Genomic DNA, 25,844 nt, shown 5'->3' with positions numbered 1-25,844 from the left:
AATGGAACAGGTTGTCATTGTCGATGCAATTCGCACCCCGATGGGCCGTTCGAAGGGCGGTGCTTTTCGTAACGTGCGTGCGGAAGATCTCTCCGCTCATTTAATGCGTAGCTTGCTGGCGCGTAACCCGGCGCTGGAAGCGGCAGCTCTCGACGATATTTACTGGGGCTGTGTGCAGCAGACGCTGGAGCAGGGTTTTAACATCGCCCGTAACGCGGCGCTGTTGGCTGAAGTACCACACTCTGTCCCGGCGGTTACCGTCAATCGCTTGTGTGGTTCATCCATGCAGGCACTGCATGACGCAGCACGAATGATCATGACCGGCGATGCACAGGCATGTCTGGTTGGCGGCGTGGAGCATATGGGCCATGTGCCGATGAGTCACGGCGTCGATTTTCACCCCGGCCTGAGCCGCAATGTCGCCAAAGCGGCGGGCATGATGGGCTTAACGGCAGAAATGCTGGCGCGTATGCACGGTATCAGCCGTGAAATGCAGGATGCCTTTGCCGCGCGGTCACACGCCCGCGCCTGGGCCGCCACGCAGTCGGGCGCATTTAAAAATGAAATCATCCCGACCGGTGGTCACGATGCCGACGGCGTATTGAAGCAGTTTAATTACGACGAAGTGATTCGCCCGGAAACCACCGTGGAAGCCCTCGCCACGCTGCGTCCAGCGTTTGATCCAGTCAACGGTACGGTAACGGCGGGTACATCTTCTGCGCTTTCCGATGGTGCCGCTGCCATGTTGGTGATGAGTGAAAGCCGCGCCCGTGAATTAGGTCTTAAGCCGCGCGCCCGCGTACGTTCGATGGCGGTAGTCGGTTGTGATCCGTCGATTATGGGCTACGGCCCGGTTCCAGCCTCGAAGCTGGCGCTGAAAAAAGCGGGACTTTCTGCCAGCGATATCGGCGTGTTTGAGATGAACGAAGCCTTTGCCGCGCAGATCCTTCCGTGTATTAAAGATCTCGGGCTAATGGAGCAGATTGACGAGAAGATCAACCTCAACGGTGGCGCGATCGCGCTGGGTCATCCGCTGGGCTGTTCAGGTGCTCGTATCAGTACCACGCTGCTGAATCTGATGGAGCGCAAAGACGTCCAGTTTGGTCTGGCGACGATGTGTATCGGTCTGGGTCAGGGTATTGCAACGGTGTTTGAGCGGGTTTAAACACTTGCCGGATGCGGCGTAAACGCCTTATCCGGCCTACGGTTCAGGACTATTTGTAGGCACGATAAGACACGTCAGCGTCGCATCAGGCATTGTTTGCCGGATGCGGCGTAAACGCCTTATCCGGCCCACGGTTCAGGACTATTTGTAGGCCTGATAAGACGCGCAAGCGTCGCATCAGGCATTGTTTTCCGGATGCGACATAGATCCAAATGCCACTGTATAAAGTTTTAGTTGCCGTTCTTCCCGCCTGTCAGGGGCGGGTTTTTTATGGCTTAGATAAACGCAAACGCATCGCCAAACAGGCGATCTTCCCGCGCATTACGCTCATTGCAGAACAGGTCACGGGCGATTTTCGCCATCTCAAAGCGGCCAGCGATATAGATATCATGCTCCGCCAGCGTACCGTGATCCTGCAATACCGCCGTTAACACGGTGCCAGTACGTCCACGCCAGCCCGCTTCCGGTTGTTCAACTACCGGCACCACACGCAAACCAGGATGCTTCAGAGAAAGCGCCTCAAGCTCGGACAGATCATAAAGATGTTGCTCTTCACGCCCGCCCCAGTAAATGGTGATATCGCGATTGGGATTACGCGCCAGCGCTGTCAGCAAAATCGAGCGCGCATAAGAGAATCCCGTGCCGCCCGCAATCAGAATCATCGGACGTTCTTCATCATCGCGCAGCCACGCTTCACCGTGGGGAATATCCACCACGATTTGATGATCTTTAAGGATGCGATCCATAACGGCTTTGGCGTAGAGATTGATTTCCGAAGCGCCAATGTGCAACTCAATGAAACCTTGTTCATTCGGCGTCGAAGCCATTGAAAACGGGCGTTTGTCGCGCTCGTCCATCACCACCATCAAATACTGACCAGCACGAAAAGAAAAGGCCGCGTCTGGCACGATGCGGACACGATATACGGTATCCGTGATAGCTTCTACCGAGGTCACTTTACAGCTTAAGGTTGTCATGCGCTTTCTCTGTCGGATCGATAAATAGGGCAAAACAAACGCGCATCAGGCGCTTTTACCGTTGTTAAAAATAGCCAGTTCATCCCAGATAGCGTCAATATGCGCGACAACATCTGGATCTTTTTTGATGGGACGCCCCCATTCACGCTGGGTTTCCCCTGGCCATTTATTCGTGGCATCCAGCCCCATTTTTGAACCCAGCCCGGAGACGGGCGAGGCAAAATCCAGATAATCAATGGGCGTATTTTCTACCAGAACAGTATCCCGCGCCGGGTCCATACGGGTGGTAATCGCCCAAATCACATCGTTCCAGTCGCGTGCGTTGACATCATCATCGCAGACGATCACGAACTTAGTGTACATAAACTGGCGTAAGAATGACCAGACCCCCATCATGACGCGCTTCGCATGTCCGGCGTACTGTTTTTTGATTGTCACTACCGCCAGGCGATAAGAACAGCCTTCCGGCGGCAGGTAAAAATCGACAATTTCCGGGAACTGTTTTTGCAGAATCGGCACGAACACTTCGTTCAACGCCACGCCCAGTACCGCAGGTTCATCTGGCGGACGCCCGGTATAGGTGGAATGGTAAATCGCATCTTCACGCTGGGTAATATGCGTCACGGTAAATACCGGGAAACTATCGACTTCGTTATAGTAACCGGTGTGGTCGCCATACGGCCCTTCCGGCGCCGTTTCGCCTTGTTCGATATACCCTTCCAGCACAATCTCCGCACTGGCGGGCACTTCAAGGTCATTGGAGATACACTTCACCACTTCGGTCTTGGTGCCGCGCAGCAATCCGGCAAAGGCGTATTCCGACAATGTATCCGGGACTGGCGTCACTGCACCGAGAATCGTAGCGGGATCGGCACCCAGCGCCACAGAAACCGGGAAACGTTCGCCCGGATGCGCCGCGCACCACTCCTGATAATCCAGTGCGCCGCCGCGATGCGACAGCCAGCGCATAATTAGTTTGTTTTTACCAATCAGCTGCTGGCGATAAATACCCAGATTCTGCCGCTCTTTATGCGGGCCGCGCGTTACAGTCAGCCCCCAGGTAATCAGCGGAGCGGCGTCTTCCGGCCAGCAGGTCATAATGGGAATGCGGTTAAGATCGACGTCATCACCAGAGACGATTTTTTGTTGGCAAGGCGCACCACGCAATCGCTTTGTCGGCATGTTTAACACCTGCTTAAACTGCGGCAGTTTATCAAACAGGTCGCGGAAACCTTTTGGCGGCTCCGGCTCTTTCAGAAACGCCAATAATTTACCAACTTCACGCAGCGCCGAAACATCTTCCTGCCCCATGCCCATCGCCACGCGCTTTGGCGTACCGAACAGGTTGCACAGCACCGGCATTGAGTAGCCTTTAGGGTTTTCGAACAACAGCGCAGGCCCACCGGCACGCAAAGTGCGGTCAGCAATTTCAGTGATTTCCAGATGCGGATCCACCGGGAGCGTGATACGTTTTAGCTCACCCTGCTGTTCAAGCAGCGTCAGGAAGTCGCGTAAATCGTTATATTTCATGGCGTCCATTGTAGCCTCTTAATCTTCGCCCATTATACGGCGTTCATCTTCGCGATGCTGTAAATTTGTTAAATTAGCGTGAACTCTGACGGCATAACGCAAACCGGGGAATATAATTAACTTAGCGTAAAGCTTTTGCTATCCTTGCGCCCCGATTAAACGGATAAGAGTCATTATGCAATCCTGGTATTTACTGTACTGCAAGCGCGGGCAACTTCAACGTGCCCAGGAACACCTCGAAAGACAGGCGGTGAATTGCCTGGCGCCGATGATCACCCTGGAAAAAATCGTGCGAGGCAAACGTACCGCAGTCAGTGAACCATTGTTCCCCAACTACCTGTTTGTGGAATTTGACCCGGAAGTGATTCATACCACAACCATCAGTGCTACCCGCGGCGTCAGCCACTTTGTGCGCTTTGGCGCATCGCCGGCGATAGTCCCATCTGCGGTTATTCATCAACTGTCGGTGTATAAACCGGAAGACATTGTTGATCCGGCGACGCCCTATCCTGGTGATAAGGTGATTATCACCGAAGGCGCTTTCGAAGGTTTTCAGGCTATTTTCACCGAACCCGACGGCGAGGCTCGCTCTATGCTATTGCTTAATCTTATCAATAAAGAGATTAAGCACAGTGTGAAGAACACCGAGTTCCGCAAACTCTAAAACGCAATCCCAAACAGTGTTTTGACATTGGCATCCGTGGTGGCAGCCAGCCATGCGGCATCTTCCCCACGCCAGTGTGCAATACGTTGCAAAATATGGGGCAGATAGGCTGGCTCATTACGCCGTGACGATGGCTTCGGCGTGAGATCGCGCGGAAGCAAATACGGTGCGTCTGTTTCAAGCAGCAATTGCTCCGCCGGAATAAATGGCAACAGTTCTCGCAGCTCCAGTCCGCGTCGTTCATCGCAAACCCAACCAGTAATGCCGATATAAATTCCGCGCGCCACGCACGCCTGCATCTCTTCGCGTGTGCCGGTAAAACAGTGCAACACCGCGCCAGGCAGTTTATCCAGCCACGGCTCCAGCAATGTCATAAACCGCTCGTGGGCATCACGGCAGTGCATAAATACCGGCATATTTAACTCTGCGGCAATACGTAGCTGGGCAACAAAAGCGCGTTCCTGCTCTTCCGGCGTCGAAAAGTTGCGGTTAAAGTCGAGGCCACACTCACCAATCGCCACCACTTCTGGCTGCGAGGCCAGCGCCACAATCATTTCTTCTGTTGCGTCTTGCCACTGGCTACTGTCATGAGGATGCACGCCCGCCGTTGACCAACAGGACGAATACTGACGCGCCAGCTTTTGCGCCTGCTGGCTTTCACGCAGGTTAGTACCGGTGATGAGTAGCCCATTAACTCCCGCGTCAAAAGCGCGCGCTACAACATCATCACGGTCTTTCGCAAATTGCGAACTGGTCAAATTAACGCCGATATCAAACATCCTGCACTCCATATGACAACCGCCCTGACGGGCGGTTGAATTTATTCTTCAGTTTTTTCGCTTTCTGCTTCAGCGTCGTTTTCCTCTTCCCGATTTCGCCCTTTACCAACGTAAAAGCGTGAGAAGAAGACACCGATTTCAAACAGACAGTACATCGGGATCGCCAACAGCGTTTGCGAGAAGACATCCGGCGGCGTCAGAAGCATCCCGACGACGAATGCGCCAACCAGCACATACGGACGTTTTTTGCGTAAGTCTTCTGGCGAGGTAATCCCCATCCAGCACAGCAGCACAATCGCCACAGGCACTTCAAAGGAGATACCAAACGCCATAAACAGCGCCATCACGAAGCTCAAATAGCTGGCAATGTCGGTGGATACCTGCACCCCTTCAGGCGCGGTATTGGCAAGGAAACCAAACGCTAGCGGGAAGACCACGAAATAAGCGAACGCCATGCCGATATAAAACAGCAGAGAGCTGGAAACCAGCAGCGGCACCACCAGGCGACGTTCGTGCTTATAGAGTGCAGGAGCGATAAATGCCCACACCTGATAGAGAATCACCGGAGCTGACAGAATCAGCGACACCATAAAGGTCAGCTTGATTGGCGTAAAGAACGGCGAGGCCACATCGGTGGCGATCATCGTTGAACCTTGCGGCAACTGCTTGATCAATGGCGCGGATACCAGGTGATAGATGTCATTGGCGAAATAGACCAGACACAGGAATATCACGATCACCGCGATAATGCAGTTCAGCAGACGCTTACGCAGCTCAATCAGATGCGTGATAAGCGGTTGAGTATCTTCTACAGACATGTTTACGGTTTATCACTCGACGAAGGGGAATGTGCAGCGGTTTTCGGTTCAGCGTCCGCAGCAGGTTTTACCACCGGCTCTGGCGTGGTTTCTGGCTTCTGTTCCGGCGAACTGGCCTGCGTTTGTGCCGCGGCAGGCGTGACGCCTTCATGCGCAGCCTCATTGTCTTTCACCACCGGGTTATGAATGGTGTGCGCTTCATCGCTCGCCTTTTCAGGGTCATTCGCAACGTAGGAACGCTTCATCGACTCCGCAGCCTGGCGCAGTTCATCCATTGACGCTTTCAGTTCAGGCGTCAGGTTGGTGAGACTCGCCTTTTCAACCTTTTTCAGGCTGTCCTGAAACTCCTGGAGTTTTAACTCTTGGGTCAGTTCGTTCTGCACCGTTGTTGCCAGTGAACGCAACGCGCGAATCCAGCCCGCTACCGTTTTTACCGCCACAGGCAGTCGTTGCGGCCCCAGAACGACGAGGCCGATGATGAACACCAATAGCAGTTCGCTAAAACCGATATCAAACACGGATTACACCTGCTCTTTATCGTGGCGCTTCGCGTCTTCTGTTTTAGCCTGTTCCTGATTCGTATCCGCCTGCTTATCGGCGATAGTTTTCGCAGTAAAATCAGCATCCTGACTGGTTTTATCCTGCTTTGGTTCATCATCGCTCATTGCTTTTTTAAAGCCTTTGATCGACGCACCAAGATCGGAACCGATGGAGCCGAGCTTTTTGGTGCCAAAAAGCAGTACAACGATGACGGCAATAATCAATAACTGCCAAATACTGATACCACCCATACATGTTCCTCTGTGGTAGATGATGATTAAACAAGGCCGCATTATACGTTACACGGCCCGCCTTGAGCGATGAAAAAATCAGCGTGTTTTGCACCAACCGACAAACCAGGCGATCAGACCGGCCGCCATTAACCAGCCGGGCATCAGCCCCCATTCCGGTCGGCTGACCAACAAGAATGTGCCGCTTAATACTAACGTCGCACCAATCCCCAATAAATAACGAGATTGTCCCTGACGCACATGATTCGACTGTAACTCGCGCGCAATCTTATCAACACTATGCTGTAAATACTTGCCCTGGCGCAAACTGTCATAAACCAATTCAGGCAGTTCTGGCATTTTTTCGATCCAGAACGGCGCTTTTTCCTTAAATGCTCTCACCAGCGCGGGAATACCGACCTGATCTTTAATCCACGATTCAAGGAAAGGTTTTGCAGTTTTCCATAAATCGAGCTGCGGATAAAGCTGCCGTCCTACCCCTTCGATATAGAGCAAGGTTTTCTGAAGTAACACCAGTTGCGGCTGCACTTCCATATTGAAGCGACGCGCCGTATTAAACAGATTTAACAGCACATGTCCAAACGAAATTTCGGCCAGCGGTTTCTCAAAGATAGGTTCGCAAACGGTACGAATGGCAAATTCGAACTCTTCAACGTTGGTATCTGGCGGTACCCAGCCTGAATCGACATGCAGCTCTGCCACTTTGCGATAGTCGCGGTTAAAGAAGGCGATAAAGTTTTCCGCCAGATAACGTTTATCTTCCTTGTTTAGCGAGCCGACTATCCCGCAATCAATGCCGATATATTTCGGGTTTTCCGGGTGTTCATAGCTTACGAAGATGTTGCCTGGATGCATATCGGCATGGAAAAAGCTGTCACGGAAAACCTGGGTGAAGAACACCTGCACACCGCGTTCCGCCAACAATTTCATGTTAGTGCCGTTTTTCTCCAGCGCCGCAACATCAGAAACGGGAATGCCGTAAATGCGCTCCATCACCATCATCCCTTCGCTGCAATAGTCAGGGTAAACTTCCGGGATGTAGAGCATCGGGCTGTCTTCAAAATTGCGTCGTAACTGAATGGCGTTGGCAGATTCCCGCAGCAAATTCAGTTCATCAATCAAGGTCTTTTCGTACTCGCGCACCACTTCAGTTGGGCGCAGACGGCGGCCATCCGGCAGCAAACGCGGCACCCAGCGAGCCAGGCGGTAGATAAGTTTCAGATCCGCTTTAATCACCGGCAAAATGTCCGGACGGATGACTTTAATTACCACATCTTTGCCATTCGATTTCAATCGCGCGGTATGAACCTGGGCGATAGAGGCCGACGCCAGCGGCTCGATTTCAAAATCGTCAAACCACGCCTCCACCGGCAAGCCGCCCATTGCAGCTTCAATCTGCTGCTTTGCCAGTCTGCCATCAAACGGTGCGACTTTGTCCTGCAATAACGCCAGCTGATCGGCAATATGCGGTGGGAAAAGGTCGCGACGGGTAGACAACATCTGCCCGAACTTGATCCATACTGGCCCCAGCTCTTGCAGCGCCAGTCGCAGTCGCTCACCTAACGGTTTTTCTTTATGTCGGTTCGGCATCCAGAAGAGCGTGTATCGCCATAGCCGCAGCGGCAGGGTGATACGCATGTTGGGGATCAGTTCATCAAGTCCGTAGCTTAGAAAGGTGCGAATGATGAAATATAGGCGCCGTACTTCACCTGGCGTCATTAAACTGCCTCCAGTTTTTCCAGCCGTTTGGTTAACGCATCAACGGCACGTTCAACAGCGGCTGTCTCTTCCGCAAACCAGGCCACTTCAAGCGGACCAGGCGCCATACGCCACTCTTCGGTGATAGCTTCTGCCACATAACGTTGCTGGCGTTTAATACCGTGATGCAGGAACTTTGCGCCACCGCGCAGGGCTTTGCTGATTCCTTCAGCGGCGATATCACCGGTATAAGGGGCCAGCAGTTCCGCAGGGTCGAACTCTGCCAGATCTGCCAGCGCAACGAAATTCTGTACCACCTGAATATCGCCCTGCACTTCCAGCTCACCGCTACGAATTAGTGCGGCAAGCTGCTGGCGGTCACGAAGTTTCGGCAACACGCTGGCGTAGGCGATAACGGTGCAATCAGCATCGCCAGACCATTCGCCCAGCACATCGACCTGGCGTTCACTAAACACCAGAATTAGCGACGTCGAAAAGCCTTTTACCTCCACGCGCAATACTTTACCCAGCAGACGCGAGCGGGCTATTTTCAGCGCGGGTGAGCGATACAGGAAAGTGTTGAGCAGACTTTCAATTCCTGCCGTCACTAAAGGTTTAAAAGGCATAGTCGTACTCCTGTCAGAACTTATAACCACGATGCAGCGCCACAACGCCAGCCGTCAGGTTGTAATAATCGACACTTTCGAATCCGGCATCCTGCATCATGGCTTTCAGCGTATCCTGATCGGGATGCATACGGATGGATTCGGCCAGATAGCGGTAGCTGTCGGCATCGTTCGCCACCAGCGAACCAATACGTGGCAGCACATGGAAGGAGTAAGCGTCATAGGCTTTGCTTAACGGTTCGATAATCGGCTTCGAGAACTCAAGCACCAGCAGGCGGCCGCCCGGTTTCAGCACGCGATACATCGAACGCAGTGCTTTATCTTTGTCGGTAACGTTACGCAGACCAAACGAAATGGTGATGCAATCAAAGGTGTTATCCGGGAACGGCAGCGCCTCTGCGTTCGCCTGAACATACTCAACGTTGCCAATCACACCGATATTACGCAACTTCTCGCGGCCCATTTTGAGCATGGATTCATTGATATCGGCGAGGACCACTTTGCCAGTCTCACCGACCAGGCGGGAGAATTTTGCCGTCAGGTCGCCGGTGCCGCCAGCCAGATCCAGCACGGTCTGCCCACGGCGTACGCCGCTGCAATCGATCGTGAATCGCTTCCACAAACGATGAATACCAAATGACATCAAATCATTCATGACATCATATTTCGATGCCACGGAATGGAAAACGTGGGCGACCATATCCGCTTTTTGTTCTTTCGCGACGGTCTGAAAACCAAAGTGCGTCGTTTCTTGTGACTTATCCACCATCTCAATGCCTGCTCATCAAAAAATTGTTCCAGAAGTGTAACAGATTGGGCGTCGATGCCCTAGATTTCTACCCGGCTTAACTACCCCTAATGGGCTAGCGCGACTGCTGATTATATTCATCATCGCGTTGATAAGCTTCATCATTCGGCTGCCCCGGAACCGACCGCAGTCGATACTCTTCATCCTGGCTCACCGCCTGTTCAGCCAAGTCCGGATTAATCTCGCGTTTAATTTCTACCCCTAAACCGCGAAACGCTTCTGCCTGCGCCAGCACATTTCCGCGACCTGAAGAGAGTTTTTTCATCGCCTGGCGATAGTTATCCTGCGCTTTGTCCAGACTTTGACCAATCGCGGACATATCATCAATAAACAGACGCATCTTGTCGTACAGCTTGCTGGCACGATCGGCGATTTGCTGGGCGTTACGGCTTTGATGCTCATAACGCCACAGGTTGGCGATAGTACGCAACGCCACCAGCAGCGTGGTGGGGCTAACCAGCATGATGTTGTTCTTTAACGCTTCGGTGATCAGCTCCGGCTGGCGATCAAGCGCCAGTAAAAACGCTGGCTCAACGGGAATAAACATCAGCACGTAATCCAGCGTTCGTAGCCCCGGCAGCTGTTGATAGTCTTTGCGCCCAAGCAAGCGGATGTGATTACGTACCGAAGCAATATGCTCCTGCAATGCGCTTTCACGTGTGTAGTCGTCTTCCGCGTTGAAGTAGCGTTCATAGGCGACCAGCGTCATTTTTGCATCGATCACCACATCTTTCCCCTGCGGTAGCCGCACGATGACATCCGGCTGCATCCGCGAGCGAGCGTCATTTTCAATGCTTACCTGGGTTTCGTATTCATACCCTTCACGCAGTCCGGAAGCCTCCAGCACCCGCGTCAGTACCACTTCGCCCCAGTTCCCCTGGGTTTTGTTATCACCTTTCAGCGCGCGCGTCAGGTTGATCGCTTCCTGGGCCATTTGTGCGTTGAGTTGCTGTAGATTACGAATTTCGTGGGTCAGGGTATGGCGTTCTTGTGCTTCTTTACCAAAGCTGTCCTGTACCTGTCGGCGAAAACCATCCAGTTGTTCACGCAGCGGCGATAGCAGGTTGTTCAGACTCTGGCGATTTTGTTCATCTACACGGCGATTACTGTGCTCAAAAATACGGTTGGCGAGGTTTTCAAACTGCTCGCTCAAACGCTGCTCGCTGTTAATCATCTGGCGAATTTTATCGTCAGCATGTTGCTGTGCAGCTTCCATCCGCGTGGTTACTTCACGCAGATCTGCCTCCAGCGAGGTGTTAATACTTTGCAGACTACGCACTTCGTTATTGAGCAATTCACACTCTGCACGCCAGTGCTCACTTTGGGTAATTTGTTGTTTTGCCGCACTTAACTCCGCAACCATCTCTTCACGTTCGGCTAATTGCTCGGCTTTTTGCTGCGCATGTTGATAACTGGCAAACAGCCAACCGATGGCCACACTGACCAGCGCAATAATGGCATAAACAATGATTGAGAAATCCACAAAGCCTCCTGACGCAACAACTTACCCGCACAAAATAGAATTGTGCTGTACAAACGTCCAGTTTGAAAGGTATTTCCTGCGAGGCGCTACGCAAAACGATCGTTTATTTTGCTTATTTTATCCCACAATATGAGACTAAGTTTATATTGTGGGACGCATCACCTTTTCCCCACTTTATTCTGTGAAACACTCGGCAATATCATCAGGAGACACCTATGGCAGAAACCTCTTCAACCACCGCTGGCGCACAAACGTTATTACGCGGACTGGCGGTTATTAATGCTGTTTATAACGGTTGCCATGACCTGAAAAGTATCGGCGAGTTCACCGGCACGACGCGGAGTACAACCCATCGTTTAGTCTCTGTTTTGGTGGAGCAACGCTATCTGCGCCATGTCCCAACTCAGGGCTACCAACTGGGCGCCAAACTGATCGAACTCGGTGCCAGAGCGCTGGAAAGCACTTCATTGTATGAAGTTGCACAGCCCGTTTTGCAGCGTCTGGCCCGTTACACCCTGGACACCGTGCATCTGGGTATCGTTGAAAGCAACGAAGTGCTGTATCTGGAGAAAATCAACGGTCAGCGCGGGCTGGAGATGCGCTCACGTCCTGGGCATCGCATGCCTCTGGCGATTACGGGAATCGGTAAGGCGTTGATCCTCAACCGAACAGAAGAAGAGTGGCGCACACTATTTTTGACTTGTGGTGATGAAACAAAACTGGGCGCATTTATACAAAACATGCGCCGTTATGCCGCCAGTGGTTTTGCTTTTGATCTGGAAGAGAACGAGCCCACTATCCGTTGCATTGCAGCGCCGATTTACAACGCCCGGAATGAAATTGTGGCGGCCATTTCTGTCGCCAGTACCACCACGTATATGTCGCTGGCGCGCCTGGAAGAACTGGCACCTTACGTCAAATCCTGTGCAGAAGAGATCTCCGCTGAACTGGGCTGGGGTAAGCATGTCCGCAAAGATAATTAAACCATGATTAAAGGAAACGGCTAATGTCGGGAAATACCTCATTTATTGCCCTGGACTGGGGAACGTCATCGCTTCGGGCATGGCGTTTTGGTGACTCACCAGTTCCACAAGAAAAACGTGAATTCCCCTGGGGAATCATGAAATTACCCTCCCAGGCGGCAACACGTGAGGACGCTTTCCACGATACATTTTTGCGTGTCTGTGGCGACTGGCTGGCACAATCCCCCTGCCCGGTTCTGGCTTGTGGCATGATCGGCAGTGCGCAAGGGTGGCAACCAGCAGCTTATTTACCTTGCCCGGTCACTCTCGATGGACTGGCGAAGCAACTGACGCCGGTTATCCACCAGCAGCAGACAATGCTGCACATCATTCCTGGCGTGATTAAAGAAGGTGAAATGCCCGAAGTGATGCGTGGCGAAGAGACACAAATCTTCGGTGCCATCGCAATGGAACCTGCCCTGCAAGACGCAATCCGTAGGGGTGTGCCGGTGCTGATTGGCTTACCTGGCACTCATGCGAAATGGGCGGTGGTTGAAAACAACACCATTACCGATTTCCGAACCTTTATGACGGGCGAGTTATTTGATGTTTTATCCCGCCATTCGATTCTTGGCGCCACCATGCGTCCGGGCGACGAGCCGTACTGGGATGCCTTTGCCCAAGGATTGACAGCGGCACTGGAGCATCATCAGACAGGATTATTATCGACGCTGTTTTCGACCCGTTCGCGCTTGCTGACCGATAATCTTACGCCGTCCTCACAGGGCGATTATCTTTCCGGATTACTGATAGGCCATGAATTATGTGGTCTGGCATCCAGCTTGCTGCGTGATTTACCCGCCACAACGCCGATCGCCTTAATCGGTAGCGCCACCCTGAACAGCCGCTATTCACGGGCGTTCAGCCACGTTTTTCCCGACAGACAGCTTCACGCAATTCCTAATGCCACTGAACAGGGATTATGGCGAATCGCCCACGCTGCCGGGTTACTCTCCACCAACGCCAGGGAATGTACTCATGCCATTTAATACTCTTTTGCAAAAAACCGGGTTAGTCGCCATTTTACGCGGCGTGAAACCGGATGAGATTGTCGCCATCGGTGAAAAGCTGTACGCCGCCGGATTCCGCCTGATTGAGATTCCCATGAACTCGCCGGAGCCGTTGCAAAGTATCAGTCTACTGCGCGACGCCCTGCCTAAGGACTGCCTGGTCGGAGCCGGAACTGTGCTTTCAGTAGAGCAGGTGGTCGCGGTTAAAGAGGCTGGAGGCCAGATTATCGTGATGCCGCATTGCGATACTGCGGTGATCCGTCGCGCCCGTGCGCTGGGTATGTATTGCGCGCCTGGCGTCGCTACGCCCACCGAAGCCTTTGCTGCCATTGAACATGGCGCCAATGCAATCAAGCTGTTTCCGGCCGAACAAATTACACCAGAAGTCACCAAAGCCTGGCGTGCGGTTATTCCGCAATCCGTTCCGATGTTACCGGTTGGCGGTATTACACCGGAAACAATGGCGCGTTATCTGAGCCACGGCGCAAACGGCTTCGGCCTCGGTTCTGCGCTATATCGCCCCGGCATGACGCCAGAGCAGGTCTATGAAAATGCAGTGCTGTTTATGAACGCATGGAACAATTTAAATAATAAATAACTGATAAATAAGGATATAAAGCCAATGATAAAACATCTTACCTTACCGAAAAAAATGGCTGCGATGGTACTTCTTGCAGGCGCTGCCCTCAGCACTGCGCCTGTACAGGCGGCTTCCTACCCAACCAAACAGATCGAGTTAGTCGTACCCTACGCGGCAGGAGGCGGTACGGATCTGGTTGCCCGAGCCTTTGCTGATGCCGCCAAAAACCATTTACCCGTCAGCATCGGGGTTATCAATAAACCTGGCGGTGGCGGCGCTATTGGCCTGAGCGAAATCGCCGCTGCCCGCCCTAACGGTTACAAAATCGGTTTAGGCACGGTTGAACTGACCACCCTTCCCAGCCTCGGAATGGTGCGTTTTAAAACCAGCGACTTCAAACCCATCGCCCGTCTGAATGCGGATCCGGCGGCTATCACCGTCCGTGCCGATGCGCCGTGGAATAGCTATGAAGAATTTATGATTTACGCCAAAGCGAATCCCGGAAAAGTACGCATTGGTAACTCAGGCACCGGGGCTATCTGGCATCTGGCGGCGGCTGCACTGGAAGATAAGACGGGCGCAAAGTTTTCCCATGTCCCGTATGACGGCGCAGCCCCTGCCATTACAGGTCTGTTAGGCGGGCACATTGAAGCGGTTTCTGTAAGCCCAGGTGAAGTTATCAACCATGTGAAAGGCGGCAAGCTGAAGACACTGGTGGTGATGGCGGATGAACGTGTGAAAGCCATGCCTGACGTACCGACGTTAAAAGAGAAAAGCGTTGATCTCTCCATCGGCACCTGGCGCGGTCTGATTGTGTCGCAAAAAACGCCGCAGGATGTGGTGGATGTTCTGGCGAAGGCAGCAAAAGAGACGGCTGAAGAGCCTGTATTTCAGGATGCTCTGCAAAAGTTGAATCTCAACTATGCATGGCTTGATGGCGCCAGCTTCCAGACCCAAATCAGCGAGCAGGAACAGTATTTTGACGAGCTGCTAACTCGCCTGGGCCTGAAAAAATAATCCCGAGGTACGGTCGATGAACACAAAACAGTCTGTTGCTCAACTCGCCGTACCGCACCGCAAGCGCCTTTCATCCACCGTGGTGGTGGCGCTGTTACTTTGCGTAGTTGCTGGCACAGTGATGATTAATGCCGCTGATTTTCCAGCAACTGCCATTGAAACGGATCCCGGTGCAAGTGCCTTCCCTACCTTCTATGCCTGCGCCCTGATTGTGCTCGCTGTCTTGCTGGTGATACGTGATCTTTTGCTGGCAAAACCAGAATCTTGCGCCAAAGCACAGGAAAAACCGGCATTCAGGAAAACGGCAACGGGAATTGCGGCAACCGCGGTTTATATTGTGGCGATGAGCTACTGCGGTTATCTCATTACTACTCCTGTTTTCCTCATCGTCATTATGACGTTGATGGGCTACAGGCGATGGGTACTCACACCGGGTATTGCGCTGTTGTTAACGGCAATCCTCTGGTTGCTGTTCGTCGAAGCGTTACAGGTGCCATTGCCTGTCGGCACATTTTTCGAATAACAGGGGCCAGCAATGTTTGAAAGTGAACTTTTAACTCAGGGTTTTTCGACATTACTCAATAATCCTCAGGCGCTGCTGTTTGCCACTTTTGGGGTGATGCTGGGTATTGTGATTGGCGCTCTGCCTGGTCTGACAGCGACCATGGGTGTGGCGATTTTGCTGCCTTTCACCTACGGCATGGAGCCTGTTTCTGGCTTGTTGATGATTTGCGGTGTCTTTTTTGGTGGCGTCTACGGCGGCTCTATCACCGCAATTTTGCTCAAAATTCCCGGAACGCCTGCCGCCGCTGCCACCGCCATTGACGGTTATGAGCTGACGAAGCAGGGAAAAGCCGGGCTGGCGTTGAGTGCCGCCACGTTTTCTTCCTTTAGTGGCGGAACGATCAGCATTATCGTACTGATGTTTCTCTCTCCGGTACTTGCCAGTTGGGCGTTGAAGTTTAGTGCTTCAGAGTCCTTTGCCCTGGCAACTTTCGGGCTGAGCATTATTGCCAGTATTTCCGGTGAGTCGTTGATTAAAGGGCTGATTGCCGGGGTTGGCGGATTGCTGATCGCAACGATAGGCCTTGATCCAATGGGCGGTTTTCCACGGTTTACAGGTGGATTTGTGGAGCTGATGAATGTGCCATTTATCCCGGTGATGATTGGTTTATTTGCTGCTTCAGAAGCATTCCGCTCTATGGAGCAAAATCAGCAAATTCGTCAGGGTGCGAAGGTAGCTATCGGCAGTCTGTTACTGCCCTGGCAAACACTACGCCGTATCGCATTAACTATTTTGCGCTCATCAGGATTAGGGGTTTTTATCGGCATGATCCCCGGTGCAGGAGCGGATATTGCAGCTTTTGTTGCCTATAACGAAACTCGTCGTTTCAGTAAGACACCAGAAAACTTTGGTAAAGGTGAGATTAAGGCGGTGGCCTCCTGTGAGGCAGGCGCGAATGGCTGCACCGGTGGCGCATTGTTACCTATGCTGACGCTGGGGATCCCTGGCGATGCGGTAACCGCCATCATGCTGGGCGCGTTAACCTTACAGGGGATGCAGCCAGGCCCACTGATGTTTACCGACCACGGCGATATGGTTTATACGCTGTTTGTCGGTATGATCTTCTGTTACTTCATGCTGCTAGTGCTTGGAATTCTTTCTCTGAAAGTCATCGGCAACGTGGTGAAGATCCCCGGCAATATTCTCACGCCGATGATCCTCGCGCTTTGTGTGGTCGGGACTTATGCGCTGAACAACAGCCTGTTTGATGTCGGCATTATGCTGATTGCAGGCGTGGTAGGCTATTTCATGCAGAAAGGGGGATATCCGGCGTCGCCAGTGGTCCTGGCATTGATTATGGGGCCTATGGCAGAAAGTAATTTTCGCCGCGCGCTGTCGCTTTCAGGGGGTTCACTCGACTTTCTGTATACCCGACCGATCACTCTGGCATTGCTGATACTGGCTGCCTTTACGCTGCTGACGCCAATAATCCGCAAAATTATGCGCTTACGGCGTCAGTAATTGATATCGCTCCCCGACGTTGGGGAGTATGAGACTGATGACAAACGCTAAATTGCCTGATGCGCTGCGCTTATCAGGCCTACCACAGAAATGCAATATATTGAATTTGCATGCTTTTGTAGGCCGGATAAGGCGTTCACGCCGCATCCGGCATGAACAAAGCACACGTTAACAACAATCGGAATGCTCCCCTAAGCCAGGGAGCATTTTTTTATTTCAGCAGACGACGCGCCGCTTCCACCACGATTTTCACCGCATGGCTTTCAGTTTGTTTCATCGTCTCAGCATTCGGGATCTCTTGCTGGGTGCGGTTAACGATAACGCCCGCCACCATACCCGCACGCAGGCCCTGGCTTGCGCACATGGTTAGCAACGTTGCAGATTCCATTTCATAGTTCATCACGCCCATCGCCTGCCACTCTTCCATAGAACCTTTAAAGTGACGGACTACGCGACCAGAGTATGTGTCATAACGTTCCTGGCCCGGGTAGAAGGTGTCAGAAGAAGCAGTCACACCAATGTGGGTGGTCGCGCCAATGGATTTCGCGGCTTCTACCAGTGCAGTCGTACATTCGAAATCAGCGACAGCCGGGAACTCCAGCGGAGCAAAGTGCAGGCTCGCGCCATCCAGACGAACAGACGCCGTGGTAACCAATACATCACCAACATTAATATGCGGCTGAATAGCACCCGTCGTACCGATACGCAGGAAGGTGCGAATGCCCAGCTGTGCCAGCTCTTCAACAGCAATAGAAGTAGACGGACCGCCGATACCGGTAGAGCAGACAATAACAGGTTTACCATCCAGCTCTGCGCGCCAGGTGGTGAATTCGCGGTGAGATGCCAGCTTAACCGGCTTATCCATCAGCGCGGCGATCTTTTCCACACGATCCGGGTCGCCAGGGACGATGGCAAGCGTAGCCCCTTGTAAATCGTTTTTAGTGAGGCCGAGATGAAAAACATCAGACTTGGACATATACAACTCCTCTGTGAATCGGTTTAGTCAGAAGAAGCAAAAAGACACTTTACCGAAGGATTTAACATTTTTTCGTGACACCCATCACCATGACGCAAATGTGTTGCATGCATTTACCCGATAAAAGTGATTTAAATCACATAAATAACTCTTTACCGTGTGTTGTTGCATAAAAGATGAGCCGATTCAGGCAATGTGATTTGTTGCATGCTGACTATAGTTAACATTGCGCAAAATTTTTATAAGGGTACGGAGAATACCATGGCAACAACACAACAATCTGGATTTGCACCTGCTGCATCGCCCCTCGCCTCAACCATCGTTCAGACTCCGGAAGATGCGATTGTGGCAGGGTTCACCTCTATCCCTTCGCAAGGGGATAACATGCCTGCTTACCATGCTCGCCCAAAGCAGAGCGATGGCCCACTGCCAGTGGTCATTGTAGTGCAAGAAATTTTTGGCGTGCATGAACATATCCGCGATATTTGTCGCCGTCTGGCGCTGGAGGGGTATCTGGCTATCGCACCAGAACTCTATTTCCGCGAAGGCGATCCGAATGATTTCGCCGATATCCCAACGCTGCTAAGTGGTCTGGTGGCAAAAGTACCTGACTCACAGGTATTGGCCGATCTCGATCATGTCGCCAGTTGGGCGTCACGCAACGGCGGCGATGTCCATCGTTTAATGATCACCGGATTTTGCTGGGGCGGACGCATCGCCTGGCTGTATGCCGCGCATAATCCACAGTTAAAAGCCGCAGTTGCGTGGTACGGCAAACTGACGGGCGATAAGTCACTGAATTCACCGAAACAACCTGTTGATATCGCAACCGATCTTAACGCTCCGGTTCTCGGCTTATATGGCGGCCAGGATAACAGCATTCCGCAGGAGAGCGTGGAAACGATGCGCCAGGCGCTGCGGGCTGCTAATGCGAAAGCAGAGATTATCGTGTACCCGGACGCCGGGCATGCATTCAACGCTGATTATCGCCCGAGCTATCATGCCGCATCTGCAGAAGATGGCTGGCAGCGTATGCTGGAATGGTTTAAGCAGTATGGTGGGAAGAAGTCGCTGTAATGAGAAAAGACCGGGTGGTATTACCACCCGGTTTGGATTTTACCCCCGACGCAAATTCTGCGCCGCCTGTACCATGTTCGCCAGCGCGGCGCGGGTTTCTGGCCAGCCGCGCGTTTTCAGGCCACAGTCCGGGTTGACCCACAGACGCTCTGCCGGAATGCGTTTTGCCGCTTTCTTCAGCAAGGCTTCAATCCATTCTACGCTCGGTACGTTTGGCGAGTGAATGTCATAGACGCCTGGACCGATTTCATTCGGATAATCAAACTCTTCGAACGACTCCAGCAACTCCATGTCGGAACGCGAGGTTTCGATGGTGATGACGTCTGCATCCAGCGCCGCAATCGAATCCATGATGTCGTTGAACTCGCAGTAACACATGTGAGTGTGGATTTGTGTGTCATCTTTCGCCACGGCGGCGTTGATACGGAAAGCCTCCACGCCCCACTGGAGATAGGCATCCCAGTCGCTGCGACGCAACGGTAAACCTTCGCGCAGTGCCGGTTCATCAATCTGGATGATGCCAATTCCAGCGGCTTCCAGGTCCGCCACTTCATCACGCAGCGCCAGCGCAATTTGTTTGGCGATGGTTTCACGGCTGACATCTTCACGCGGGAACGACCAGCAGAGAATCGTCACCGGGCCAGTCAGCATCCCTTTCACCGGTTTGTCGGTCAGCGATTGTGCATACTTCGCCCACTCTACGGTGATCGGTGCCGGGCGGCTAACGTCACCAATAACAATCGGTGGCTTCACGCAGCGGGAACCGTAACTCTGTACCCAACCGTTTTGCGTAAAGACAAAACCGTCGAGGTGCTCACCAAAGTATTCCACCATGTCGTTACGCTCGGCCTCGCCATGTACCAGCACATCCAGTCCCAAACGTTCCTGCTCAACAATGGCCTGCTTGATATGTTCCGCAATGCCCGTGCGGTAGTTATTGGCGTCAAGATTGCCCTTTTTGAAATCCAGACGCAGGGTACGAATTTCCGTGGTTTGCGGGAAGGAACCAATCGTGGTGGTCGGCCACGCTGGCAGTTTAAAACGCGCACGCTGGGCTTCAGCACGCACTTCATAGACATTCGCACGCTGACTGTCCTGCGCGGTGATCGCCGCCAGACGCTTTTCTACCGCCGGATTATGGACGCGGGTAGAGTGGCGGCGCGCCTGAATCGGGGCGCTCCACTCTGCCAGAGCAGCCGTGTCACCACTGTTCAGCGCATCGCGCAGCAGTGCCAGTTCATGACATTTTTGTAGGGCGAAGGCAAACCAGCTTTTCACTTCTGCATCAAGACGCGTTTCCACGCTCAGGTCGATGGGGCTGTGCAGCAGTGAGCAGGAAGATGCCACCCACAAATCACGTTTGCCGACAATGTCCTTAATTTGTGCATATTTCTCGGTAAGATCGGCGCGCCAGACGTTACGACCATTGATAAGTCCCGCAGACAGCAGCCAGTCAGAAGGCAAACGCTTGTGCAGTTCAACAACGTCATCTTTGCCATGCACGAGGTCAACATGCAGCCCCTGAACAGGCAGCGCAGTAATCGTGTTGAGGTTTGGTGTGACGCCTTCAAAATAGGTAGTCAGCAGCAGTTTCACCTGCCCCTGGAGCGCGTCGTAAGCGGGTTTGTATGCGTCCAGCCACGCCTGCGGCAGTTCCAGTACCAGCGCGGGTTCGTCGATCTGTACCCACTCAATGCCGCGTTTTGCCAGTTCTGCCAGCACTTGCTGATAAACCGGCAGAATGTCGTTCAGCAGGCTCAGGCGGTCAAATTGCTCACCTTTCACTTTACCCAGCCACAGGTAGGTAATCGGCCCCAGCAGCACAGGTTTCACCTTATGGCCCAGCGCCAGCGCCTCGTCCACTTCCTCCAGCAGCTGCGTCCAGGTCAGTTTGAACTGTTGGCCTTTAACGAACTCCGGCACCATGTAGTGATAGTTGGTGTTAAACCATTTGGTCATTTCCGCCGCTGCCGCAGGTTCACCAGTCGGCGCACGTCCACGACCAATACGGAACAGGGTGTCGATATCTACCGAACCCTCTTTGTTCTGATGACGCGCCGGAACGTTACCCAGCAGCAGGCTGGTGGTCAGTACATGATCGTACCAGGCAAAATCGCCCACCGGCAGCAGGTCGATACCCGCTTGCTTTTGTTGATCCCAGTGACGAGCACGTAATTCACGCCCTACTGCCAGCAGTTCTTCACGCGTGGAGTTCCCCGCCCAATAACTTTCTTGCGCTTTTTTCAGCTCGCGACGCAGGCCAACGCGAGGAAAACCGAGGGTGTGATTAAGAATTGTCATTATATGCCCCTTGTGGAATTTTTAGTATTTAGACGTCCAGATGTTTACACATCCATATTTGCCAGTTACTGTATATTCCTCAAGCGCAAATTATTCATGCCGAAGTGAAGGACTTTCATGATCGAAGTAAAACACCTGAAAACGCTACAAGCGTTGCGGAACTGCGGCTCGCTCGCAGCCGCTGCGGCGACGTTGCATCAGACGCAATCCGCCCTGTCTCACCAGTTTAGCGATCTGGAACAACGTCTTGGCTTCCGGCTATTTGTGCGTAAAAGCCAGCCGCTTCGCTTTACACCGCAGGGAGAAATCCTGTTGCAACTGGCAAACCAGGTGCTGCCGCAAATCAGCCAGGCACTGCAAGCCTGTAATGAACCGCAGCAGACACGCCTGCGCATTGCCATTGAGTGCCATAGCTGTATTCAGTGGCTGACGCCCGCGTTAGAAAATTTCCATAAGAACTGGCCGCAGGTCGAGATGGACTTTAAATCGGGCGTGACGTTTGACCCGCAGCCCGCGTTGCAACAGGGCGAGCTGGATCTGGTGATGACGTCCGATATTCTGCCGCGCAGTGGACTGCATTATTCGCCGATGTTCGATTATGAAGTGCGTCTGGTGTTAGCACCTGACCATCCACTGGCGGCGAAAACGCGTATCACTCCGGAAGATCTCGCCAGCGAGACGCTATTGATTTATCCGGTGCAGCGTAGCCGACTGGATGTCTGGCGGCATTTTCTTCAGCCGGCAGGCGTCAGCCCGTCACTGAAAAGCGTCGATAACACCTTATTGTTGATTCAGATGGTTGCTGCGCGAATGGGCATTGCCGCCCTGCCGCATTGGGTAGTAGAGAGTTTTGAGCGCCAGGGTCTGGTGGTCACCAAAACCCTGGGCGAAGGCTTGTGGAGCCGACTGTACGCCGCAGTGCGCGATGGCGAGCAGCGTCAGCCGATTACGGAAGCGTTTATTCGCTCAGCGCGCAATCACGCCTGCGATCATCTGCCGTTTGTGAAGAGCGCGGAGCGACCCACTTACGATGCACCCACAGTGAGGCCAGGATCACCAGCGCGCCTGTAATAAACGTTGGCCAGTGCGGCTGTTGGTGCCAGATAGCCAGGTTTACCAGCAGCCCTGCCGGAACGTGCATATTATTCATAATGCCCAGCGTTCCGGCGTCTACTTGGGTTGCGCCGTAGTTCCACATAAAGTAGCCAATCCCGGAAGCCACCACGCCAAGAAACACCAGAATGCCCCATTGCAGCGAGGTTTGCGGCATTTTCTGCGCATTTCCCAGCAAGAACCATGCAATCACCGCCACCAGGAACGCGCCGAGATAGAACCACGCAAAGGCGTTATGCTGTGGCATCGGGCGAGTTTCCATCAGGCGTTTGTAACCCACCATGCCGATGGCGAAAGTGATGTTGGAGAGCTGCACCAGCAGCAGGCCGGTCCAGAAGTGGTCGGTAACCTGATCATAGCGAATAATCCCGGCACCAATCACCGCCAGCAAGGCGCTAAAGGCATAGCCCCAGCGCAGACGGCGCTTACTCATGATGTCATAAATCAGCGTGATGTAGAGCGGCGTCAGCACGGTAAATAACAACAACTCGGAAACCGTCAGGTAGAGATAAGCACGGAAACTCAGCATATACATCACGCCAAGCTGCATCGCGCCCACCAGCATATACAGGCCGACCGTTTTCAGGCTATTGCCACGGGTACGCAGAAACGGCAGAAAAACGAGTGCCGCCAGGCCAACGCGCACCAGCACCGCAAAATAGCTATCGACGTGCCCCGCAAGGTACTCGCCATAAAAGCTAAAGGAGAAGGCCCACAGAATCGTGGTGATGATAAGTAGCGCCACAATGGAAAACTCTTTGATTAACGAGTATCCATTGTAGCGAAGTATCAGGTTGACAACTGACTAAATAAAGAACGATTACGATAAATAGAGTTTACGCAGATAATGCGGCACTGCGTCTTCGGCGTTAGTACCAATCACTTCCAGCTCTGGATGCAGATCTTTCAGGCGCTGATGCGCGCTGCCCATAATGCAGCCTTTACCCGCCATCGACAGCATTTCGGCATCGTTCATTCCATCGCCAAAGGCAATACAATCTTGCAGGCTGTAGCCCAGTTTCTTCGCTACCGCTTCCAGGGCATGGCCTTTTGAAACGCCGCCAGCCATGACTTCCAGGCAGGTTAAGGTAGAGAAACTGACATTGACGCGATCGCCCCAGCGAGCGTTAATCGCTTGCTCCAGTGGCAGAAGTTTTTCATGGGAATCACTGGTGAAGAACACTTTGCTGACACCTTCCGGCTCCAGCAATCCCGGCTCATACAGCGCGTAATTGAATACCGCTTCTTTGAAAAAGCGCATCTCTTCCGGGCGATGGCGATTCATAAACCATTCATCATCGCGATAAACGTTAGTAATGATCTCCGGGTTGTCGTTGACCACGCCAAACAGGTCACTGGCAATGTCGCGATCCAGGTTATGAGCAAAAATCAGATTGCCATCGAGGTCGTGAACGCGCGCGCCATTGGAGGTAATCATGTAAGACTTAATCTCCAGATTATCGCGAATTTGCCCCACATCAACGTGGTGGCGACCAGTCGCAAACACAAAGTTGATGCCGCGCGCGGTGAGCAGCTTCAGAGTTTCTTTGGCGTAAGGGGATAACGTATGGTCGGGAGAAAGTAACGTGCCATCTAAATCAGACGCAACAACCTGGTACATAAGAAATTTAAACCTCTGTAGAGCGGTTTCCGCTGGGTGAGTTATGCCTGTTGAAAAAATCAACGATGGCGTGGAGCGCGACTGAGCGCATTGCGTCCTTTTCAAAAAGGATCTCGTGGTACGCACCTTTAATTACCAACGGTCGACCTCCTTCTACAGGGTGGCCCGCGGCGGCGCGAAGTTCACAAAAACGGTCGTGCATGCGGTTATCCACCACGCGCTCTTCTTCAGCCTGCAAGAGAAGCGTTGGCGTGGCGTCATCACCTGCTCCGGCTAACACCTGTTCTCCGGCCAGAATACTTTCACGTACCCAATGGTAGGTCGGCCCGCCGACACGAATTGTTGGGTCATCAGCATAGAAGCGTAGATTGCGCCGATATCGCTGCCTGCTGTGGGTAAGCACGTTGATGGCAAACGGCAAGGCGCGCCAGCGCCCGGTGCCTATCGCATAGCCATCGCGAAAACGTGGGTGCGCTTCGGCCCAGTTTAGGATCTGCCGCGCCATAAATGACGGCATGCGAATCACAATGCCGAACATTGGCGCGGTCAGTGCAATGGCATCGCACACGCCAGGATGGCGTTGCAGGAACAGAGTGGAGATTGCGCCGCCCATCGAGTGGGCCAGTATATAGCGTTTACGCCACGGACCTGGCTGGACCTCTTGTTGCCAGAACGCCGCCAGATCATCAACATAATCATCAAAACGATTAACATGGCCGAGATGTGGATCGGCTAACAGACGACCAGAACGCCCTTGCCCGCGATGGTCGATGATTAATACGTCAAACCCCAGGTGAAACAGGTCGTAGGCCAGTTCCGCATATTTTACGTAGCTCTCAATGCGCCCCGGACAGATGACGACCACCCGGTCATGGTGCTGCGCGCGAAAACGGACAAAGCGCACCGGAATGTCATCCACACCAGCAAACTCTGCTTCATCACGCTGACGCCAGAAATCAGTCAGCGGTCCCATGGTAAAAGCAGCAAACGCTTTTTCTCTTGTTTCCCAGTCTTTTTGCTGCTGAAACATCGGGTAATCTGCCTCTTAAACCACGTAAAATCGTTTTTTTAAGCGTGCCTGACACAACGCTGCAACAGTAGCGTATTGTGGCACAAAAATAGACACACCGGGAGTTCATCATGACTTTAGAATGGTGGTTTGCCTACCTGCTGACATCGATCATTTTAAGCTTGTCGCCAGGCTCTGGCGCAATCAATACCATGACCACTTCCCTTAACCACGGTTATCGTGGCGCAGTGGCGTCTATTGCTGGTTTACAAACCGGGCTGGCGATTCATATTGTGCTGGTTGGCGTGGGATTGGGGACGCTATTTTCCCGCTCAGTGATTGCGTTTGAAGTGTTGAAGTGGGCAGGCGCGGCTTACCTGATTTGGCTGGGGATCCAGCAGTGGCGCGCCGCTGGTGCAATTGACCTTAAGTCGCTGACTCCGACCCAATCACGGCGTCATCTGTACCAACGGGCCGTGTTTGTGAATCTCACCAATCCTAAAAGTATTGTGTTTCTGGCAGCGCTATTTCCGCAATTCATCATGCCGCAGCAGCCGCAAGTTATGCAGTATATCGTGCTCGGCGTCACCACCATTGTGGTCGATATTATTGTGATGATCGGTTACGCCACGCTCGCCCAACGGATCGCGTTATGGATAAAAGGGCCGAAACAAATGAAGGCATTGAATAAGATTTTCGGCTCGCTGTTTATGCTGGTGGGAGCGCTGTTGGCATCGGCAAGGCATGCGTGAA

General features: G+C 52.9%; 26 protein-coding genes. 11 read left to right on the top strand and 15 right to left on the bottom strand.

The genetic code is table 11. The features are described 5' to 3' along the window. Nucleotide 1: 1 nt before the first annotated feature. The gene (gene fadA, locus D9741_RS11115; RefSeq protein ID WP_063268381.1) at nt 2-1,165 is read left to right on the top strand and encodes an acetyl-CoA C-acyltransferase FadA; all 1,164 of its coding nucleotides are present in this window, start codon (nt 2-4) and stop codon (nt 1,163-1,165) included. 275 nt (nt 1,166-1,440) lie between these two features. Here fadA and fre read toward each other — a convergent pair whose 3' ends face one another. Together fre and ubiD are read right to left on the bottom strand one after the other, a co-directional pair. Further along, nucleotides 1,441-2,142 (bottom strand): NAD(P)H-flavin reductase, encoded by a 702-nt coding sequence (gene fre, locus D9741_RS11110; RefSeq protein WP_130209480.1) that lies wholly within the window; start codon nt 2,140-2,142, stop codon nt 1,441-1,443. A 45-nt stretch (nt 2,143-2,187) separates the two neighbouring features. Then, the gene (ubiD, locus tag D9741_RS11105) at nt 2,188-3,681 is read right to left on the bottom strand and encodes a 4-hydroxy-3-polyprenylbenzoate decarboxylase (RefSeq protein ID WP_000339804.1); all 1,494 of its coding nucleotides are present in this window, start codon (nt 3,679-3,681) and stop codon (nt 2,188-2,190) included. A 166-nt stretch (nt 3,682-3,847) separates the two neighbouring features. On the opposite strand from ubiD, the gene rfaH reads away from it, so the two are divergent. Next, nucleotides 3,848-4,336, top strand: a complete 489-nt coding sequence (rfaH, locus tag D9741_RS11100) for a transcription/translation regulatory transformer protein RfaH (protein WP_130209478.1) — start codon at nt 3,848-3,850, stop codon at nt 4,334-4,336. Here the strand turns inward: rfaH and tatD are convergent. The 8 genes from tatD to rmuC all read right to left on the bottom strand — a co-directional run bounded on the left by tatD (nt 4,333) and on the right by rmuC (nt 11,339). Next, the gene (gene tatD / locus D9741_RS11095; protein WP_130219475.1) at nt 4,333-5,115 is read right to left on the bottom strand and encodes a 3'-5' ssDNA/RNA exonuclease TatD; all 783 of its coding nucleotides are present in this window, start codon (nt 5,113-5,115) and stop codon (nt 4,333-4,335) included. The genes rfaH and tatD overlap by 4 nt on opposite strands. Before the next feature lie 41 nt (nt 5,116-5,156). Next, nucleotides 5,157-5,933, bottom strand: a complete 777-nt coding sequence (gene tatC, locus D9741_RS11090) for a Sec-independent protein translocase subunit TatC (protein WP_000109937.1) — start codon at nt 5,931-5,933, stop codon at nt 5,157-5,159. 2 nt (nt 5,934-5,935) lie between these two features. After that, complete coding sequence (tatB, locus tag D9741_RS11085) at nt 5,936-6,451, bottom strand: Sec-independent protein translocase protein TatB (protein WP_130209474.1); 516 nt, start codon at nt 6,449-6,451, stop codon at nt 5,936-5,938. Nucleotides 6,452-6,454: 3 nt separating this feature from the next. After that, a complete protein-coding gene (gene tatA, locus D9741_RS11080; protein ID WP_001295260.1) occupies nt 6,455-6,724 on the bottom strand; it encodes a Sec-independent protein translocase subunit TatA in 270 nt (89 codons plus the stop codon). A gap of 78 nt (nt 6,725-6,802) precedes the next feature. Next, nucleotides 6,803-8,443 carry a ubiquinone biosynthesis regulatory protein kinase UbiB gene (gene ubiB / locus D9741_RS11075; protein ID WP_130219478.1) on the bottom strand — a complete coding sequence of 547 codons (1,641 nt, stop codon included), beginning with the start codon at nt 8,441-8,443 and terminating at the stop codon, nt 6,803-6,805. After that, on the bottom strand, nt 8,443-9,048 hold the full coding sequence (gene ubiJ, locus D9741_RS11070) for a ubiquinone biosynthesis protein UbiJ (protein ID WP_130219480.1): 606 nt from the start codon (nt 9,046-9,048) through the stop codon (nt 8,443-8,445). The genes ubiB and ubiJ overlap by 1 nt, the downstream gene beginning before the upstream one ends. A gap of 13 nt (nt 9,049-9,061) precedes the next feature. Next, nucleotides 9,062-9,817: a bifunctional demethylmenaquinone methyltransferase/2-methoxy-6-polyprenyl-1,4-benzoquinol methylase UbiE gene (gene ubiE, locus D9741_RS11065; RefSeq protein ID WP_000227958.1), complete on the bottom strand. Its 756-nt coding sequence runs from the start codon at nt 9,815-9,817 to the stop codon at nt 9,062-9,064. A 94-nt stretch (nt 9,818-9,911) separates the two neighbouring features. Next, nucleotides 9,912-11,339, bottom strand: coding sequence for a DNA recombination protein RmuC (gene rmuC / locus D9741_RS11060; RefSeq protein WP_130219483.1), 1,428 nt, complete (start codon nt 11,337-11,339; stop codon nt 9,912-9,914). A 215-nt stretch (nt 11,340-11,554) separates the two neighbouring features. Between rmuC and D9741_RS11055 the strand changes: the two genes are divergently transcribed. Genes D9741_RS11055 through D9741_RS11030 form a run of 6 tightly spaced genes read left to right on the top strand, consistent with a single transcriptional unit; the run spans nt 11,555 to nt 16,994 of the window. After that, the gene (locus D9741_RS11055) at nt 11,555-12,322 is read left to right on the top strand and encodes an IclR family transcriptional regulator (protein WP_130219485.1); all 768 of its coding nucleotides are present in this window, start codon (nt 11,555-11,557) and stop codon (nt 12,320-12,322) included. Between the two features lie 23 nt (nt 12,323-12,345). Beyond that, complete coding sequence (locus D9741_RS11050) at nt 12,346-13,350, top strand: 2-dehydro-3-deoxygalactonokinase (protein WP_130219487.1); 1,005 nt, start codon at nt 12,346-12,348, stop codon at nt 13,348-13,350. Further along, nucleotides 13,340-13,969 carry a 2-dehydro-3-deoxy-6-phosphogalactonate aldolase gene (locus tag D9741_RS11045; RefSeq protein WP_130209460.1) on the top strand — a complete coding sequence of 210 codons (630 nt, stop codon included), beginning with the start codon at nt 13,340-13,342 and terminating at the stop codon, nt 13,967-13,969. Before D9741_RS11050 ends, D9741_RS11045 begins: the two co-directional genes overlap by 11 nt. A 24-nt stretch (nt 13,970-13,993) precedes the next feature. Beyond that, complete coding sequence (locus tag D9741_RS11040; protein WP_130219490.1) at nt 13,994-14,968, top strand: tripartite tricarboxylate transporter substrate binding protein; 975 nt, start codon at nt 13,994-13,996, stop codon at nt 14,966-14,968. 16 nt (nt 14,969-14,984) lie between these two features. Next, the gene (locus D9741_RS11035) at nt 14,985-15,491 is read left to right on the top strand and encodes a tripartite tricarboxylate transporter TctB family protein (RefSeq protein WP_130219492.1); all 507 of its coding nucleotides are present in this window, start codon (nt 14,985-14,987) and stop codon (nt 15,489-15,491) included. A gap of 12 nt (nt 15,492-15,503) precedes the next feature. After that, nucleotides 15,504-16,994: a tripartite tricarboxylate transporter permease gene (locus D9741_RS11030; protein ID WP_130219494.1), complete on the top strand. Its 1,491-nt coding sequence runs from the start codon at nt 15,504-15,506 to the stop codon at nt 16,992-16,994. Nucleotides 16,995-17,205: 211 nt separating this feature from the next. On the opposite strand, the gene udp is transcribed toward D9741_RS11030, so the two are convergent. Beyond that, nucleotides 17,206-17,970 (bottom strand): uridine phosphorylase, encoded by a 765-nt coding sequence (udp, locus tag D9741_RS11025; RefSeq protein WP_130209452.1) that lies wholly within the window; start codon nt 17,968-17,970, stop codon nt 17,206-17,208. A 261-nt stretch (nt 17,971-18,231) separates the two neighbouring features. Here udp and D9741_RS11020 point away from each other — a divergent pair, with 261 nt between their 5' ends. Continuing rightward, nucleotides 18,232-19,047 (top strand): dienelactone hydrolase family protein, encoded by an 816-nt coding sequence (locus D9741_RS11020; RefSeq protein ID WP_130219496.1) that lies wholly within the window; start codon nt 18,232-18,234, stop codon nt 19,045-19,047. A gap of 39 nt (nt 19,048-19,086) precedes the next feature. On the opposite strand, the gene metE is transcribed toward D9741_RS11020, so the two are convergent. Continuing rightward, nucleotides 19,087-21,348 carry a 5-methyltetrahydropteroyltriglutamate--homocysteine S-methyltransferase gene (metE, locus tag D9741_RS11015; RefSeq protein WP_130219498.1) on the bottom strand — a complete coding sequence of 754 codons (2,262 nt, stop codon included), beginning with the start codon at nt 21,346-21,348 and terminating at the stop codon, nt 19,087-19,089. Between the two features lie 117 nt (nt 21,349-21,465). Between metE and metR the strand changes: the two genes are divergently transcribed. Further along, entirely contained in the window at nt 21,466-22,419 is a 954-nt protein-coding gene (gene metR / locus D9741_RS11010; RefSeq protein WP_000573618.1) for an HTH-type transcriptional regulator MetR, read from the top strand. Here metR and bioP read toward each other — a convergent pair. The 3 genes from bioP to pldB all read right to left on the bottom strand — a co-directional run bounded on the left by bioP (nt 22,307) and on the right by pldB (nt 25,112). Then, complete coding sequence (gene bioP, locus D9741_RS11005; protein WP_001196233.1) at nt 22,307-23,206, bottom strand: biotin transporter; 900 nt, start codon at nt 23,204-23,206, stop codon at nt 22,307-22,309. The genes metR and bioP overlap by 113 nt on opposite strands. Nucleotides 23,207-23,281: 75 nt before the next feature. Next, nucleotides 23,282-24,082, bottom strand: a complete 801-nt coding sequence (yigL, locus tag D9741_RS11000; protein ID WP_064530561.1) for a sugar/pyridoxal phosphate phosphatase YigL — start codon at nt 24,080-24,082, stop codon at nt 23,282-23,284. Between the two features lie 7 nt (nt 24,083-24,089). After that, nucleotides 24,090-25,112 (bottom strand): lysophospholipase L2, encoded by a 1,023-nt coding sequence (gene pldB / locus D9741_RS10995; protein ID WP_130219500.1) that lies wholly within the window; start codon nt 25,110-25,112, stop codon nt 24,090-24,092. Between the two features lie 110 nt (nt 25,113-25,222). On the opposite strand from pldB, the gene rhtB reads away from it, so the two are divergent. Further along, nucleotides 25,223-25,843, top strand: a complete 621-nt coding sequence (gene rhtB, locus D9741_RS10990) for a homoserine/homoserine lactone efflux protein (protein WP_130219502.1) — start codon at nt 25,223-25,225, stop codon at nt 25,841-25,843. Nucleotide 25,844 lies beyond the last annotated feature (1 nt).

Source organism: Escherichia sp. E14V7 (genome assembly GCF_004212225.1).
GTDB lineage: Bacteria > Pseudomonadota > Gammaproteobacteria > Enterobacterales > Enterobacteriaceae > Escherichia.
Note: the sequence above shows the minus strand (reverse complement) of the source record. Positions and strands in the feature narration are given on the sequence as shown.

Bases quoted from the DNA above. Each gene is read 5' to 3' on its own strand.
- fadA (WP_063268381.1), top strand. From the start codon at position 2: ATGGAACAGGTTGTCATTGTCGATGCAATTCGCACCCCGATGGGCCGT.
- fre (WP_130209480.1), bottom strand. From the start codon at position 2,142: ATGACAACCTTAAGCTGTAAAGTGACCTCGGTAGAAGCTATCACGGAT.
- ubiD (WP_000339804.1), bottom strand. From the start codon at position 3,681: ATGGACGCCATGAAATATAACGATTTACGCGACTTCCTGACGCTGCTT.
- rfaH (WP_130209478.1), top strand. From the start codon at position 3,848: ATGCAATCCTGGTATTTACTGTACTGCAAGCGCGGGCAACTTCAACGT.
- tatD (WP_130219475.1), bottom strand. From the start codon at position 5,115: ATGTTTGATATCGGCGTTAATTTGACCAGTTCGCAATTTGCGAAAGAC.
- tatC (WP_000109937.1), bottom strand. From the start codon at position 5,933: ATGTCTGTAGAAGATACTCAACCGCTTATCACGCATCTGATTGAGCTG.
- tatA (WP_001295260.1), bottom strand. From the start codon at position 6,724: ATGGGTGGTATCAGTATTTGGCAGTTATTGATTATTGCCGTCATCGTT.
- ubiB (WP_130219478.1), bottom strand. From the start codon at position 8,443: ATGACGCCAGGTGAAGTACGGCGCCTATATTTCATCATTCGCACCTTT.
- ubiJ (WP_130219480.1), bottom strand. From the start codon at position 9,048: ATGCCTTTTAAACCTTTAGTGACGGCAGGAATTGAAAGTCTGCTCAAC.
- ubiE (WP_000227958.1), bottom strand. From the start codon at position 9,817: ATGGTGGATAAGTCACAAGAAACGACGCACTTTGGTTTTCAGACCGTC.
- D9741_RS11055 (WP_130219485.1), top strand. From the start codon at position 11,555: ATGGCAGAAACCTCTTCAACCACCGCTGGCGCACAAACGTTATTACGC.
- D9741_RS11050 (WP_130219487.1), top strand. From the start codon at position 12,346: ATGTCGGGAAATACCTCATTTATTGCCCTGGACTGGGGAACGTCATCG.
- D9741_RS11045 (WP_130209460.1), top strand. From the start codon at position 13,340: ATGCCATTTAATACTCTTTTGCAAAAAACCGGGTTAGTCGCCATTTTA.
- D9741_RS11040 (WP_130219490.1), top strand. From the start codon at position 13,994: ATGATAAAACATCTTACCTTACCGAAAAAAATGGCTGCGATGGTACTT.
- D9741_RS11035 (WP_130219492.1), top strand. From the start codon at position 14,985: ATGAACACAAAACAGTCTGTTGCTCAACTCGCCGTACCGCACCGCAAG.
- D9741_RS11030 (WP_130219494.1), top strand. From the start codon at position 15,504: ATGTTTGAAAGTGAACTTTTAACTCAGGGTTTTTCGACATTACTCAAT.
- udp (WP_130209452.1), bottom strand. From the start codon at position 17,970: ATGTCCAAGTCTGATGTTTTTCATCTCGGCCTCACTAAAAACGATTTA.
- D9741_RS11020 (WP_130219496.1), top strand. From the start codon at position 18,232: ATGGCAACAACACAACAATCTGGATTTGCACCTGCTGCATCGCCCCTC.
- metE (WP_130219498.1), bottom strand. From the start codon at position 21,348: ATGACAATTCTTAATCACACCCTCGGTTTTCCTCGCGTTGGCCTGCGT.
- metR (WP_000573618.1), top strand. From the start codon at position 21,466: ATGATCGAAGTAAAACACCTGAAAACGCTACAAGCGTTGCGGAACTGC.
- yigL (WP_064530561.1), bottom strand. From the start codon at position 24,082: ATGTACCAGGTTGTTGCGTCTGATTTAGATGGCACGTTACTTTCTCCC.
- pldB (WP_130219500.1), bottom strand. From the start codon at position 25,112: ATGTTTCAGCAGCAAAAAGACTGGGAAACAAGAGAAAAAGCGTTTGCT.
- rhtB (WP_130219502.1), top strand. From the start codon at position 25,223: ATGACTTTAGAATGGTGGTTTGCCTACCTGCTGACATCGATCATTTTA.